The sequence below is a fragment of the Clostridium sp. ZBS2 genome (assembly GCF_023845855.1).
Classification (GTDB): domain Bacteria; phylum Bacillota; class Clostridia; order Clostridiales; family Clostridiaceae; genus Clostridium; species Clostridium aquiflavi.
Window position 1 is genome coordinate 134724 of record NZ_JAMQIF010000016.1, and the last position, 15652, is coordinate 150375.

Below are 15652 nucleotides of genomic sequence, written 5' to 3' on the forward strand. Positions count from 1 at the left end.
AATATAGAGAACATATCTATTTATCCTGGACAAAATTAAAAGTATGATATATTATATTATTGGAGGTATTATAGTGAGTAAATGTGATAGTATATTAATTAGTAAATTCGAAGAGCTTATAAAAAATAATTCTGAATACTGGGATTTTAAAGAATCAAAAAAAGATCATATTCATGGAATATTTACTTATCCAGCAACTATGGTTCCATCAATGCAATCAAAAATATTAGAGATAATATTAAAGTATAATCCTAATATTGATTCTTTACTTGATCCATTTATGGGATCTGGAACTATGCTAGTTGAAGGTATGATAAACAATTTAAATATATATGGAATAGATATAAATCCATTATCATATTTAATAAGCAAATTTAAAATTAATGTTCCAGTAATAAATGAATTAAATACATCTTTTGAAATATTGTTAAAAGATATTGATACAATAAATTCTTATCCTATTATTTCATTCAAAAACATTGACAAATGGTATAAAAAGGAAATCATTTATGATTTAAGTAAAATTAACTATTGTATAAAAAAAATTTCTAATATAGAACTAAGAACATTCTTTTGGATTTGCCTTGCAGAAATTAGTAGATTATGTAATAACTCTAGAAATTCTACCTTCAAATTGCATATTAAATCTAAAGATGATATAGAAAATTTTAAATTTGACGTAATACAATCTTATAAAAAATTAGTATTAACTAATATAAATCGTATCCAAGAATATATTAAAATAAATAAAAACTTACTTTATAAACATGATTTTAATACTTATAATTATAATAAAGAGAAAAATATATATTTAGGAAATTCGATTAACATATTGAAGGAAAAATTTAGAGATAATTCCATAGAATTAATAATTACGTCTCCTCCATATGGAGATAATCCTACTACTGTGACTTATGGGCAATTTTCAATTCTACCATTACGTTGGATAGATATTAATGACTTGAATACTGAAATTGAAGAAAATCTAATATCTATAGATAGTAAAATTGACAGTTTAAGCTTAGGAGGTAAAAATTACTCTTATGAATATATTAAAGAAAGTAACATATTAAATGAAAGCGAAACTTTGAATTATATATATAATTATTTAATTTTTAAAAATGAGAAAATGAAAGCTCGAAAAGTGGCTTCATTTATTTTAGATTTCAGAATATGTTTTAAGGAATTAATACGAATATTAAATATTAATGGATATATGGTTCTCACAGTAGGAAATAGACGTGTTGCTAATAATATTATAGAATTTAATAAAATAATTAAAGAATTTTCTATGCGTTATGGCGTAACTTTGGTGTATGAGTTTAATAGAAATATAATAAAAAAACGTCTTCCAACTAAAGTTTCAAAATTAAAAGATAATACTTCTGTAAACTCCATGTCAAAAGAATATATTTTAATTTTAAAGAAACAAGATAATAAATATAAATAAGCATACAACTCAGGTGTTCATAAAGAGCACCTATTTTTTGCGTAAAAATAAGAACACACGTTCCTATTTTGTGTTATAATCATACCATAATTTATATGGTGGTGATAGACAAATGAAAAAACTATTTAATATTTTTAACATTATTGAAAAAGAAAATATAGTTGTTGAAGAAATAAATTTAACCTCATCCAATCTAGATAGAATCTATTTTAAAATACTAGGAGTCCCTCCTACTATAACTATAAATAAATCTATAGTAATAATAGTAAAAGATATTTATCTACGCTGAGCGAGGAACTGGGACATCATTTTACTACCTTTGGTAACCTAACCGAAGAGTCACGGTCTTATTCTCATAAACTTATTAAAAATAAAAAAGAATTAAAAGCTAGATTATGGGCTGCTAATTTTTTAATAAAAGATGATGATTTTGTACAAGCTCTGAATCGTTGTATATCATCAATTCCAGAAATGGCTGAATACTTCAATGTTACTGAAGAAATTATCCTATATAAGATTTATTCAATCATATTAGACGAACCTAAATATAAAACTATTAGGAGTAATTTCATGCAAAGAGAAATTCCCTATAATTCTTGTGTTATTTAGTACTTCAAATAATTATTTTATTGAATATATTTAGCATAACTCAATTAACTTAATTATTTAATAAATCTGCAATCAATATAGACTAACAAAGGAGATGAATACAATGGAAGGTGGAGTAAAAAAAGGTAATAACTTTGTATGTACTAAAGAAAATGGTTCTTTTGTGACCATGACTTCTTTAAGATATCTTTCAAGAATTATTAACATGGAACTACAAATAAAATTTAATTTCCACTCCTTAAGGCATACTCATGTAACTGCAAAAATGCAAAATAGTACTGTAAATATTTTAGAAAATATATTAAATCAAGAAGTAAAACTTCCACCCAATTAAATTTTGGGTGGAAGAATGGTGGAAGTTTATTATATTTTCACCTTTTCCATTTTTATCAACAATCTCTAAACCCGCATGAAATCAAGCTCTTGGATGTGTATTCATATATATAAAATTAATTTTATCATTATTTATTATTTCATAATAAGTGTCCATATATGTTAATACTTGATTTCCAAGTAACTTTTGTACAGCTCTTACATTTGCACCATTTTGAAGTAAATGTACCGCAAATGAATGTCTAAATGTATTTAAATTTACATCTTTGTCTATCTGCGCTTTTTTAGAATACTCTTTTACTATTCTCCAAATCCCTTGTCTTGTTAATTTATTTCCATTTAGATTAACAAATAAGTTAGGAACTCCACATTCGGCTATTTTATATCTTATGCTAAGATATTCATTTAATGCTTTACAAGCACTTCTACCTATAGGTATTAATCTTTCAAAATTTCTACTATCGGTACATCTTACAAAGTGTAATTCCAAGTTAATATCATCTACATTTAAAGATATTAGTTCAGATACTTTCATTCCAGTAGCATACATAAGCTCTAGCAATGCGTTATCTCTAATTCCTTTTGGACAATCTTTCTCTACTGTTCTAATTATTTTATCTACTTCATCTACTGTTAAAATTTGCGGTAACTTTCTATTATTTTTAGAACTTTTATACTCTATCTTTGGTACCTCATTTATTAATGACTGACTTTTTAAATAAGAGTAAAAACTCCTAAGACTTATAACTATTCTATTTATAGATCTTTCGGATTTTCCTGACTCTAATAAATATTGAATATATGCCATAACTGTTAATTTATCACTCTTATATACATCTATACCTTTCTTATCCAAAAACTTAAGATATAATGTCACATCCGTTACATAAGCATATATAGTATTTTCACTTTTTCCACTATCAAATAAATATTCTTTATAGTTATTTATACTATCTACCATTATTCTCTCCTATACCATTGATTATGAATTAATATTCGACAAAATTATCATTTTTCCTCTTTAATTAAGATTTATATCTTAAGTTTATAATTTTCTATATATGTTTTTTAATTATAAAACTAATAAAATTTAGTAACCACAAATTTTATAAAATTAGGTGACACATAAGTTTCTATAATAGCTGCAAATATAAAAAATCCTAAGATTATAATCAGTTTATTTCCTAAAGAATTAAAAAATGGATCATTTAAATTCGCTCTTTTAAAAAACTTACTTTTAAATTTTTGAGTTGACATAGCTAATGCTATAACACTTAATGCTATAAAACAAGGAATATAAATTAAATTTTGAGGAATTACAGATACTAATGCTAGTCCAATACCTTTGCCCTGAAAAGTTGTTAGTATAAACGAAAATGTATATCCTAACGTAAATCCTTTAAACATATCTAAAACTAATATGAACGGCATTCCAAAAAAAGTAAAACCAAACATGAATATAGGTATAATTAGCAACATATTCTTTTTTATAACATTAATTAACAAATTTTCATAATTAATAGGCGTGTCCCCTATCGAAGATGTAAAACTTGAAAAATAACTTAACAAATCATTTCTGTTGGATTCGCTCATGTACTTTACTACATAAAGTCCAAAAGATATTCCGATGCAAAACATTATTAATACCATGAAAAAATATACTTTTTTATCTTTAAAGGTTTGACCAAGCTTATTCACCATATAATTCACCACTTATTCCTCCTTAAGTTACTCTACTTTATACTATGTTTAATTTTTCCATATTATTCATAGTACTTAACAAAATATATGTTAATTAAAATACTAGAATTCCTTTTATAAAATCCACTAAAACGTGATGAATGCTTGCTTTATAAACTTTTTAATTACATAAAAAATAGATGACCCTTATTAAGTCATCTAAAATTTTTTTATTATTTTTTAACCCATATTGAATATGATTTATTATTTACTTTAAAAGTCCCATTTCCTTCATTGTCTATTAGTATTTCTTCTTGTACATTTCCTGTTATATCTATAAAAACAGTATTTATATTTTTAGTCTCCATAAACATCTTTTTACTACCTTCATTTCCATTACTTATTAATACCGCAACACCTGAATTGTCATGCACCAAATCGCCTTGTCTAGTCCACCCAATTATATTTTTATCATCAAAATAATCACATTGATCACCGTAAGCATATTTTTTTCTTACATTTAAAATCACATCCAGCTGACTCTTAAAACCATCAAACCCCTTTTCAGGAATTCCATAATAATCTCCATAAAATACACAAGGATATCCTTCTTGCCTTGTTAATATAAATGTGTATGCTATTAATTTAAACCACGGTTTCACCCAAGATTCAAGCGCCTGACCAGGTTCAGTATCGTGATTATCAACAAAAGTAACTGAAATTTTTTCATCATGTTCTAATAAGGTATTTTTAATTAATGTTCTCATATCAAAGTTTTCTTCTAAATTGCTTGCTTCATAAAATTTATAATGAAGAGGAACATCAAATAACGACATAACATTTTGTGATTTACTAATATAGTATTTTAATTTGTTTATATCTCCAGACCAATATTCACCAACAGCAAATACATTGTCACCTTTCTTATTCCTAATATCATTTAACCATTCTGTAAAAAAATCAAATTTTATATGTTTTATTGCATCTAATCTAAAACCATCTAACTTGCATTCATTTACATACCAATTTCCCCATGTTTTAAGTTCTTCTACAACATCTCTGCTATCTATATCCAAATCCGCACACATTAAAAAATCAAAGTTTCCATTTTCATTATCTACATCTTGTTCCCATTCTTTCCCTACAAATTTAAATATTCCATTTTGTTTTGTTAAATCATCAAAATCTACCCCATCAAAATCTTTTGCACTCCATTTATAAGAAGAGTACTTATTATTTCTACCAAGAAAATTAAATACAGTAAACGACTTTATTTCTTTTTCTTCTCCTATAATATTATTTCTATTATTACTATCTACTAATTGAGCTTTTACTATCTCACTTTCATCTGCACCTGCTTTATGATTAAATACAGTATCTCCATATACTTCTATATTATTATCATGTGCTTCATTTATAGCATCTAAATATTGTTCCTTTGTACCATATTTAGTCCTTATGGTTCCTTTTTGATTAAATTCTCCTAAATCATATAAGTCATACGCTCCATACCCAACATCATTAATGCCTTCTACCCCCTTATAAGCAGGCGGAAGCCACAGTGCAGTAATCCCTTTTTTGCTTAACTTTTTAGAATTTTCTTTTACTTTACTCCAAAGAGAACCATCATTAGGATAATACCATTCAAAATATTGCATCATAGTTTTGTTTGTCACTTTTTTATCTTCTATGTAAACTTTGTCTTCATTTTTTTCTACGTCATTAGCTTTGTCCTGTTCTAAATTCAAATACATTACTCCTCCTATTATTGCAAATACTATTATTATTAAAAATTCTATTGTCATTATTATCCTCTCCTTAATTCACAAAATTATGCTTTGGTAACGATACCAGTTTGTTTTTAAATATTAAGATAGGATTAATTCCTATCTTAAGTCATATAAGTTTTAATTTATTCCCATCCTAAAACAAAAGCTTTCTCATTAATTCTTATTGATCTTCCATTAAATTTTTCTATTAGAATTTCTTCCATATTATCTACTTCTCTAAAAATAACTTGCTTTATTCCATCTGCTGATCCTACACGTTCAACACCTTCATACCAGATTATTCTATTTTGATCTACAGACAATTTACTTCTAAATTTTTTATATTTAAATACCTTTACTGCTATTTTACTAAAAGATATTTTTTCTGCTATTTTAAGAATAACAATATCTATTGTATCTCTTATAGAAAGTAACTCACATTCATCCTTCATATCGTATAAAGTTTTTATAGATTTAATCCCATCATCTAAAGTGAAACTTTCCTTATTCTTTAATTCATTTATTTTTTCAATAAATACATCTTGACCATATTTTTTTGAATTCATAATTAAATCCCCTCTCTTATATTATTTCCCTACATACTGTAAACGATTTTATTTTTAATAATTGACAAGTTGAATTTAAATAATTATACTTTATAAAAGTATAATTAGAAGCCTTATACTCATATGGTAAAGGTTTCTATATTGCATGTCAATATTATTTTATGTACACTAAAATAAGGTGGACTTTATTTTATAAAAAATTATTACTTTAAAGTAAAGCTTAATTTTTAAAATTAACACATTTTTAATTTATATAAATATATTTAATGAGGTGAAAATATTGAATATTTACATTACAAATGAACATTTTTATGAAACTTGGTTTTGTTTTAATAAAGGAGATGAAAAAGAAAATCTTTTAGACCTTATGGATAGAACTTCAGCTTCAATATATACATATTCTAATGAAGAAACAAATGATATTGAATTTGTAGCCATAAAGCCTGAAGAATTTAATTTACTTTCATATCCTTATTCTTGGTGTGAAAAACCTATAATAAGATTTTCTACTAGAGGTATTGAATTATCTGATGAATTAATTATTAAAGGTAATTCTAGCTTTGATGGAAGAATACATCACGGTTATCTTAATGCAGAAATTAAATTAGAAAATTTAGATGAGAATATACTAAGATGTGCATCTATACCTATAGATGAATTAATTACCTATGCTAAGTATCTTTGGTGTGAGGATATGGATCTTGATTATTTATTTACAGATAAAGCATTATATATAGAAGAAAAAATTCAACTTGGAAAAGATAAAGCTGAAAATATATATGATGATCAAAGCTATATGAACTATTTTGATGATATTGAATAAAATTTATGCTAATTTTATTAGACTTCAAGCTTTTATTCAATTAGAAGCTATCGATGTAAAGAAAAATTCTACAGAATAATTTAACTCTAAAATACCTCTAATGAAAAATACTCATTAGAGGTATTCATTTAAAGTTTTTCTTTAATTCTTCTATTTCCTTTTCCAATTGATTTACCCTAAAATTTAATTTTTTTATCTTATCACAATTATCTTTTTTATTTCTTTTTTTGTACTTGTACTCTTTGTCAAGTTTCACATCTTCATTTGAACAAAATGGATTATCTACATTCTTATACTCTGGATTGTAATACCGTCCCGGGCCACCTTGTTGATACTGTTGCTGTGCATTAAATGTTTCAATTACTTGTCCTACTAATTGTAGCCAGTTTCCATAAGCATTTAATAAGCTAGATGGTAATTTACTAGATATTGCATTAGCTATCAATTCTCCAATAACTAACATTAACATAGGGTCTAAATCTTGAAATCCACATGGCATATCTAAGTTTAAATTTTGACACTCATTTGTACTTGCCCCAGCACTTGGATCAATTTTACACTTTCTTTCTTCATCTTTTTCTTTGCATTTATCATCAGAATTATTCTTTTCACATTTTTTATAGCCAAGATGCTTTAATATCTCATCTAAATCATAAAAACTATTGTTATCCATATCTCACCTATATCTAAAATTATAAAAAATTATTACAATATATGTTTTATTTATCCAAATGGGGCTCTAATATTATATTAATCTAGAAATAATTTTCTCTGTTAGTCTATTTACTATTTTCTATCTTTTTTATTCTTTTCTCTAATTCATACATTTTAGTTGCCATTCTATTAAATTCACATTCTAAATTTTCTAATTTAAAACATATATCATTTATGTTATTATATTTTTGCCTTAAACCTTTATCTTCATTTAAATTACCTTTTTTAAAATTTTCATCTTTAATTAAATCATTAGCATTATTTAAACCCTCTTCTTTCTTTGTATCAAAATTGCAAAAAGGATTTTCAACATTTTTATATGCATAATTAAAGTATCTTCCAGGTCCTATCTCATAATATTGCTGCTGTGTACCATAAGTTTCTATTATTTGACCAACAAGAATAATAAGATTAGATATAGTATTAGCAACATTGTATGGTAATTGTCCAGAAATAACATTTCCTATAACTTCTCCTAAAGTTACAAATAATATTGGATTTATATCTTGAAATCCCCCTGGTATATCTAAATTTAACTTTGAACACCAGTTTGTATTAGCACCTGATGTTGGATCTATTTTAGACGTGCAATTGTTTGTATTATTTTCACTACTTGATTCATTGGATTCTGTTGATTCATGATCCTCTCTATCTTCTTCAGTGATTTTTTCATACCCTAAATAATTCAAAAGTTCTTCAATTCCACTAAAATTATTTAAATCCATATTTCACCTTATAATTAATAACTCTAATATTAGATTACACAAAATTTAGATATCTGATACTAATTCTATTGGGTGCAATTTTTCTTTATTATATTTATACCATTTAACAATATGTTGCATTTTTTGAGTACTTTCACCACATCTATCAACTGAGTTATACTCTTTGGTATACCCTGAAGTAATGGAAAAATGTTATTTTTAATTCCAAATATCTATTTTATAGCAACGAAAAAGAAGATGTTTCCTTATCTTAGGTTCATCTTCTTAAATTTTTACATACTATTTATTAAATTCACTTCACTTTAATAGCTTAATATTTTAACTTTATTTTAGTTTTAATCGATTCAAACATCATATCACATTTAAATATACTATATAACACTCTATATACACTAAAAGACACTTAAAAACATTTTTATTTCAAATAAAAAGAAAAGGTCTTATCTTAATCTTTTATATAATCTTTATATTCGCATACATTAATGAATTCACAATTATCAGTTTTGCATCTTACAGAACTTGTGCCATCACTATTAACAAATGAAAATGGTAAAATTACATTTGTTTGAACGCCAAATTTTCTTATATTTACATCATAGCCTTTTTTACATTCTTTTATCATTTTTTTCCTCCTTGGTTTATATCTATAAATATTATAACATATTTCCAAGATATTTGTTGATAAATTTCGACATTTTATTACTTTTTATTATTTAAAAGAATATCTTTTAACATTTTCACATAAGTTTTATTGTTGGTTTCTTGGAAATATTTTTCATATAATTCCATTGTATCATTACTAACTATAATAAAATTACCTAGTTCATCTTAATAATAGAGAAAATTATAAGTATAACTCTTATTTAGATACTAATAATATAAAAAAGGAGATGATCTAGAGTTGTCAAAAAATAAAAAAGAAAATTTCATTCAAAAGTCAAACGATATTTCAAAAGTTAAAATCAAATCATATGAAGAGAAACTAGATAATACAAACAATGTTGTATCTAGAGGTAAGGATATTACGTTTAATAAACTTTAAAATTATAAATAACTATTCATTTAATAAAAAATACAAATCTGTTCTAATTTTCCCATACAAAATTAGAACAGATTTCATTACTTATAAGAGAATAAAAGAATCCGGTAAAAATAACCTCCTATTAGTTAGATTGTTACATCTAACTAATAGGAGGTCTTAGTATTTCATAATTTTAGAGTATTAATTGCTATAAAAAACTGTTAATAGCTTTTTCAACTTTGACTCTATTAGTTCTTATTAAGACACTTTATTCTTAAGTCTTAATTTATCAGCAATAATTGCTATAAATTCTGAATTTGTTGGCTTGCCTTTGTCATTATGGATTGTGTATCCAAATAGCTTATTAATAGCTTCTATTTGACCTCTGCCCCACGCTACTTCTATAGCATGTCTTATTGCTCTTTCCACTCTTGAAGCTGTTGTATTGTACTTCTTAGCTATTGAAGGATATAATTCCTTTGTTACAGCTGATAATAATTCTATATCATTAACAACCATTGTTATTGCTTCTCTTAAATACATGTATCCTTTTATATGAGCTGGTACACCAATTTCGTGTATAATATTTGTTATTTCTGTTTCTAAATCTAAAGTTCCTTTATTTTCTTGGCATTCACTAGTATAAGAAATCATAGATTGTGATGATGTTCTTCTTATACTTTGGTTATCTGTTTCGTTATTAAACATTTCTCTTATTCTTTTTGTAAACACTTCCATATCAAATGGCTTAACAGTATAATAATCTGCTCCTAATGTTATTGCTTGTTGAGTAATTTTATCTTGACCTACTGCAGATAATATTATAATTTTAGGCATCTTTTCTAAGTTCATAGTATTTAATCTTTCTAAAACACCTAATCCATCTAAATGTGGCATTATTATATCTAGAATTAATAAATCTGGTTTCTTTTCAATTATTAAGTCTAAAGCTTCCCTACCGTCTTTTGCTATTCCAGTTACTATTATATTCCTTTGATTTAATAAATAATCGTTTAAAATACTGCAAAATTCCTTATTATCATCAGCAATAAGTACAGATATCTTTTTATCTTCCATGCTTTTTTCCTCTCCTTCATAAACCTAATTATATTACTATTTGAATCATACTCTCTATAACATCATAAACTACTCTTAATAGCCAAACTTATCACATTAAATAATTCTATACTCTTTAATAAAAATCCTCTTTTTACTTTATTACGTTATAGTGATATGTATTACTTTACATTAAAAATAACAGTTAATAACTAAATTATAACACTAATTAATCAAATATAACATTAATTGTTATATTTAATTTATATTCCACTATTTGTAAATTATAACCTTATTTTTAATATAAGTAAATAGTTTTGTAGAAAATAGTTTGTAAAACTCATTATTTTTTTATTGTAAAAGCACTAATTATAAAAATTAGTGCTTTTAATACTACATGTTATTTTATTATTTCTGCATCTTTTAACATCCACTCTATATATATTCCATAACCTGTATCTGGCTTATTTATTAACACGTGAGTTACTGCTCCTACAATTTTATTATTTTGAATAATAGGACTTCCACTCATTCCTTGAACTATTCCTCCTGTTTTTTCTAATAACTTAGAATCAGTAACTTTTATCACCATACTTTTAGGTCCCGGAGTATTTTGTTCCAACAGTTTAACTATTTCTATCTCATATTCTTTAGGTCCAGATTCGTCAATAGTCGTTATTATACTTGCCTTACCCTCACATATCTCATTTCTAAATCCAACTTTCATAGGTTTTACATTACTTTTTATAATATTCATATTTTCAACTGTTCCAAAAATACCACTTTCAGTATTACTTTTTATTTTACCACTTACATTATTTTCGTTTATAAATACACCTTTAAGTTCTCCTGGAGATCCTTTTTCACCTCTTCTTAAGCTTATTATTGATGATTCTAATAAATCACCTTTTTTAATTAAAAATGCTTCATTTGTATCACAGTCGGTAATAGGATGACCTAATGCACCAAATTTTTTTGATTCACTATCTATAAAAGTCATTGTTCCTACACCTGCTGTAGAATCTCTAATCCATAGTCCTAGTTTATAATCTGAGTTTTCTTCTTTTTTTAGTTCTATTTCTCTACTCAATTTTTCATTATGTCTCAATAAGTCAACTTTTATTTTGCATTCTTTGCAATCTTTAATTATACCTACTAAATCTTTGCAATTTTCAACTTCTTCACCATTAATCTTTAATATTATATCTCCTAATTGAACTCCACCTAATTTACCGGGGCTTTCTTCTGTTACATTATTAATTATTATATCAGAATATCCTACAACTAAAACACCTTGTGTAGATACTCTAACACCTACGCTATTTCCACCTGGATAAATTTCTAGATTTTTTACTTTTTGAACCTCTAATGACTTTACTGGTATCAACCCTAATAACTTAACCTCGTATTTATTCCCGTAATCTTCAATTTTATTTATTGTACTTCCTATCGGAATCATCGAAGATACTGGTATATCTTTATTTGTATATATTGTGTTTGGAATACCTTTTAAATATATACTAGTTATTAAAACCAGAATCAAGATTGGAGCTGTAATTAAACTAATAGTTTTTAATATTTTCTTCTTCATAATTTCCCTCCTCCTTTGCTTCTGATTTTAATTTCCCCATGAGACAAGCCTCTTATGCTGTATTAACATTGTTATAAAAGTTAAAAATTTTTAGTTCATGTTAAATTTTTTATAAATATATTTTTATTGTTATTTGAAAAAATATAAAATCCATTCTTAAAATTATGGATTTTTCTATTTTTTTGCCTTTTAGAACTCGCCTGCAAGAAATTTGGGACAATAAAAAAAAATAAAACCACGCATTACATGATTTTATTTTTACCAAAATATATTACTATATGTATTAATTTTTAAATTTCTAATTTTTTTAACTCGGCAATTTTTATCATTTCTTTCACATTATTTAATGTTGCTTCTGTAACTTCATCGCCACCAAGCATTCTACCAATTTGATACTCTTTTTCTTCTTTTGTTAACACTCTTATATTAGTAAATGTCTTATTTTCTTTTACTACTTTTGATACAAAGTAATGATAATCTGATAAAATTGCTATTTGTGGAAGATGTGTTATGCATAGAACTTGGTGATTTTTAGAGACTTGATACATTTTTTCACCAACTCTTTTTGCCACAACGCCACTAATACCAGTATCTATTTCATCAAAAATTAAAGTTGCTATTTCATCTTTATCTGCAAAAACACATTTTAATGCAAGCATTATTCTTGAAAGTTCTCCACCAGATAATATTTTTTCTAATGGCATAAGTGGTTCTCCAGGATTTGTAGAAATCATAAAGCATACATCATCAAAACCTCTAGAATTAAATTTTTCTTCTCTTATTATACTTATTTCCATAGTTGATTTTTCAAGACCTACAAAACTAAGTTCATTTAAAATTTTTTCTTTTAATTCAGAGCTTTTATTAACTCTTAATTCATGAAGTTTTAGTGATACTTTTTCCATTTCTTTTATAATTTCTTGCTTTTTCAAATTCAATTCTTCAATGATTTTTTCAGAATTTATAAGATCATTATATTGTATTTTTATTTTATTATAATACTCTAAAACTTCTGTTATAGTAGATCCATATTTTTTCTTATATTGATTAATTTCATATATTCTTGCATTTATTTTTTCTAAAGCGTCATCATCATATACAACTTCTTCAGCTATATTTCTTATATCTCTAGATACTTCTTCTATTGTATAAAAAGCCTCTTCTATTAGTTCTCTATTTTTTTTAACTTTTTCAAAATTATTTTCAATATTCGATAATTCTTGAATTACCTTTGATATTGAATTTATAACACTATTTTCTCCATCAACACCATTTAATAAAGCATATGATAAATTTAAACTCTTGCTTATTTTTTCAGCATTTGATAGTAAATTAAATTCTTCTTTTAAATTTTCTTCTTCTTTTTCTTTTAATTTTCCTTTTTCTATATCCTCAATTTGAAATTTAAGATAGTCTAAAAGTTTATCTCTATCATCATTTCCACATATTTGTTGAATTTTGTTTTCGATTTGTAATAAACTATCTTTTAAAGAAGTAAATTCTTCTAAGTGATTAAGAATTTCTTCTCCTATAAATTCATCTAAGTACAATATATGACTATTTCTTTGAAGAAGAGTTTGATTTTGATGTTGACCATGTATATCTAATAATCTTTCTCTTATTTTTTTTAATTGAGATGCTAAAAAAGTTTTTCCGTTAACTTTAATTAAACTTCGCCCACTTTGATGAGTTTCTCTAGAGACAATTAGCATATCATCGTCACTTTCAATATCCAATTCAATCAATACATTTTTTAATAAGCTATTTTCAATAGTAAATATAGCTTCAACATAAGTTTTATCTTCTCCAGTTCTTATTAAACTTTTCGAAAATTTTCCACCTAATACATAATCTATTGCATCAATTAAAATAGATTTACCTGCTCCTGTTTCACCTGAAAGAATATTAAATCCTTCATTGAAATTCATAGTTATTTCTTGTATCAATGCAAAATTTTTAATGTTCAATTGAATTAACATATATACCCATCCTTATATTTATAGTGATATTCTTTTTCTTATTTTAGCTACTAATTCTTCTGCTTTTTCTAAACTTCTAAGAAGTATAAATATTGTATTGTCTCCCGCTACTGTTCCTGCTATATCGGATCCTTCTAAATTATCTATAGCCTCTGCTGCTGCTGATCCGGAACCACTTATAGTTTTTATTACTACCATCTTATCTACGTTTTCTGCGCTTATAACCGTATTAGATAATATATTACTTAATCTGTCTATTATGTTTTTTTCTTCACCAGAAGATACAACATATTTATAATTTCCAGAAGCACCTTGTATTTTAATAAGTTTTAAATTTTTGATATCTCTTGAAACAGTTGCTTGAGTTACATCAAAACCTTGTGATTTTAATTCTTCCGCTAAGTCTTCCTGAGTTTCTATTTCTTTAGATGATATAATTTCTAATATCTTAGTATGTCTTTTTGATTTCAAATTTCTTCACCATCACATTCCTTAGAATTATTTAATACCTTATTTCTTATTACTTTAAAATAATCATAATCGTTAAATAACAGTAATTTTAATGACTTTGGATTCTTTTTTACAGTTATAACAGAATTGTCTTTCATTTCTATTGCTCTTTGTCCATCTATTGTCAAGTATATTTGATCTCCGCCATTTTGTGCTATTATCTTTATAGTACTATCACCTTTTAGTACAATTGGATGCATACTCTTTGTATGACCACATATAGGCACTATACTAATAACTTCTAAGTCAGGATATATAAATGGTCCTCCTGCTGAAAAAGAATACGCTGTTGATCCCGTAGGAGTTGAAACAATAAGTCCATCGCCTTTAAATATAGCATATAATTTTTCATCAACAAATATCTTGAATTTTACCATTCTTGACAAAGTTCCTCTTGCTACTGCAACTTCATTTAAGGCCTTGATATTCTTTATTGACTCATTTATATCTACTTCACAGTTTAACATCATTCTCTTGTGTACTTTACAATCTTTAGTCATCAATTTTTTTAATGCCAAATCTAAATCGGATATTTCTATACTAGATAAAACTCCTAAGTTACCTATATTTATTCCTAATATAGGTGCCTTAAAATCATCATCCAATTCCCTTGCTACTCCAAGAAGTGTTCCATCTCCTCCTAAAACAATAAGCAAATCTAATGAACCTAAATTTAAATTTTTTATATCAAAACTATTGTATACTTCAATATTAGTAATATTGCAAATATTTTCAATTTTTTCTTTCACCATATTTAAAATAGTATTTTTACAGTCTTTTGATGGATTTATCGCAATACCTATATTCTTCATAACCCCTCCGAAAA

16 protein-coding genes and 1 pseudogene are annotated in these 15652 nt (G+C 25.4%); 5 read left to right on the plus strand and 12 right to left on the minus strand.

Features of this window, described 5'->3' with window-relative positions; genetic code table 11:
• Nucleotides 1-73: 73 nt before the first annotated feature.
• From NG918_RS09970 to NG918_RS09980, 3 genes and pseudogenes are all read left to right on the plus strand, one after another.
• Entirely contained in the window at nucleotides 74-1450 is a 1377-nt protein-coding gene (locus tag NG918_RS09970; protein WP_252225972.1) for a class I SAM-dependent methyltransferase, read from the plus strand.
• A 112-nt stretch (nucleotides 1451-1562) separates the two neighbouring features.
• Nucleotides 1563-2059 (plus strand): annotated as a pseudogene (locus NG918_RS09975) (ImmA/IrrE family metallo-endopeptidase).
• Between the two features lie 103 nt (nucleotides 2060-2162).
• Nucleotides 2163-2393, plus strand: coding sequence for a hypothetical protein (locus NG918_RS09980; RefSeq protein WP_252225975.1), 231 nt, complete (start codon nucleotides 2163-2165; stop codon nucleotides 2391-2393).
• 81 nt (nucleotides 2394-2474) lie between these two features.
• On the opposite strand, the gene NG918_RS09985 is transcribed toward NG918_RS09980, so the two are convergent.
• From NG918_RS09985 to NG918_RS10000, 4 genes are all read right to left on the minus strand, one after another.
• Nucleotides 2475-3353 (minus strand): tyrosine-type recombinase/integrase, encoded by an 879-nt coding sequence (locus NG918_RS09985; protein ID WP_252213436.1) that lies wholly within the window; start codon nucleotides 3351-3353, stop codon nucleotides 2475-2477.
• A gap of 119 nt (nucleotides 3354-3472) precedes the next feature.
• Nucleotides 3473-4105 (minus strand): stage II sporulation protein M, encoded by a 633-nt coding sequence (spoIIM, locus tag NG918_RS09990; protein WP_252213433.1) that lies wholly within the window; start codon nucleotides 4103-4105, stop codon nucleotides 3473-3475.
• A gap of 200 nt (nucleotides 4106-4305) precedes the next feature.
• Nucleotides 4306-5877 carry an alpha-amylase gene (locus tag NG918_RS09995; protein WP_252225977.1) on the minus strand — a complete coding sequence of 524 codons (1572 nt, stop codon included), beginning with the start codon at nucleotides 5875-5877 and terminating at the stop codon, nucleotides 4306-4308.
• A 107-nt stretch (nucleotides 5878-5984) separates the two neighbouring features.
• The gene (locus NG918_RS10000; protein WP_252225979.1) at nucleotides 5985-6407 is read right to left on the minus strand and encodes a hypothetical protein; all 423 of its coding nucleotides are present in this window, start codon (nucleotides 6405-6407) and stop codon (nucleotides 5985-5987) included.
• Between the two features lie 271 nt (nucleotides 6408-6678).
• Here NG918_RS10000 and NG918_RS10005 point away from each other — a divergent pair, with 271 nt between their 5' ends.
• On the plus strand, nucleotides 6679-7230 hold the full coding sequence (locus NG918_RS10005) for a hypothetical protein (protein ID WP_252225981.1): 552 nt from the start codon (nucleotides 6679-6681) through the stop codon (nucleotides 7228-7230).
• A 124-nt stretch (nucleotides 7231-7354) separates the two neighbouring features.
• Here the strand turns inward: NG918_RS10005 and NG918_RS10010 are convergent, their stop codons facing one another.
• The 3 genes from NG918_RS10010 to NG918_RS10020 form a co-directional block, all read right to left on the minus strand.
• Entirely contained in the window at nucleotides 7355-7903 is a 549-nt protein-coding gene (locus NG918_RS10010) for a hypothetical protein (protein ID WP_252225983.1), read from the minus strand.
• Between the two features lie 106 nt (nucleotides 7904-8009).
• On the minus strand, nucleotides 8010-8669 hold the full coding sequence (locus NG918_RS10015; RefSeq protein WP_252225985.1) for a hypothetical protein: 660 nt from the start codon (nucleotides 8667-8669) through the stop codon (nucleotides 8010-8012).
• A 445-nt stretch (nucleotides 8670-9114) separates the two neighbouring features.
• Nucleotides 9115-9291 carry a hypothetical protein gene (locus NG918_RS10020; protein ID WP_252213415.1) on the minus strand — a complete coding sequence of 59 codons (177 nt, stop codon included), beginning with the start codon at nucleotides 9289-9291 and terminating at the stop codon, nucleotides 9115-9117.
• A 279-nt stretch (nucleotides 9292-9570) separates the two neighbouring features.
• Here NG918_RS10020 and NG918_RS10025 point away from each other — a divergent pair, with 279 nt between their 5' ends.
• The gene (locus NG918_RS10025) at nucleotides 9571-9711 is read left to right on the plus strand and encodes a hypothetical protein (protein WP_252225988.1); all 141 of its coding nucleotides are present in this window, start codon (nucleotides 9571-9573) and stop codon (nucleotides 9709-9711) included.
• Between the two features lie 237 nt (nucleotides 9712-9948).
• On the opposite strand, the gene spo0A is transcribed toward NG918_RS10025, so the two are convergent.
• The 5 genes from spo0A to NG918_RS10050 all read right to left on the minus strand — a co-directional run bounded on the left by spo0A (nucleotide 9949) and on the right by NG918_RS10050 (nucleotide 15638).
• Nucleotides 9949-10767, minus strand: coding sequence for a sporulation transcription factor Spo0A (gene spo0A / locus NG918_RS10030; RefSeq protein WP_252213405.1), 819 nt, complete (start codon nucleotides 10765-10767; stop codon nucleotides 9949-9951).
• 379 nt (nucleotides 10768-11146) lie between these two features.
• On the minus strand, nucleotides 11147-12337 hold the full coding sequence (spoIVB, locus tag NG918_RS10035) for a SpoIVB peptidase (protein ID WP_252225990.1): 1191 nt from the start codon (nucleotides 12335-12337) through the stop codon (nucleotides 11147-11149).
• A gap of 290 nt (nucleotides 12338-12627) precedes the next feature.
• Nucleotides 12628-14316 (minus strand): DNA repair protein RecN, encoded by a 1689-nt coding sequence (gene recN / locus NG918_RS10040; protein ID WP_252213401.1) that lies wholly within the window; start codon nucleotides 14314-14316, stop codon nucleotides 12628-12630.
• Between the two features lie 18 nt (nucleotides 14317-14334).
• Nucleotides 14335-14787, minus strand: a complete 453-nt coding sequence (locus tag NG918_RS10045; protein ID WP_252213399.1) for an arginine repressor — start codon at nucleotides 14785-14787, stop codon at nucleotides 14335-14337.
• Nucleotides 14784-15638 carry an NAD(+)/NADH kinase gene (locus tag NG918_RS10050; protein ID WP_252213396.1) on the minus strand — a complete coding sequence of 285 codons (855 nt, stop codon included), beginning with the start codon at nucleotides 15636-15638 and terminating at the stop codon, nucleotides 14784-14786. The genes NG918_RS10045 and NG918_RS10050 overlap by 4 nt, the downstream gene beginning before the upstream one ends.
• Between the last annotated feature and the right edge of the window lie 14 nt (nucleotides 15639-15652).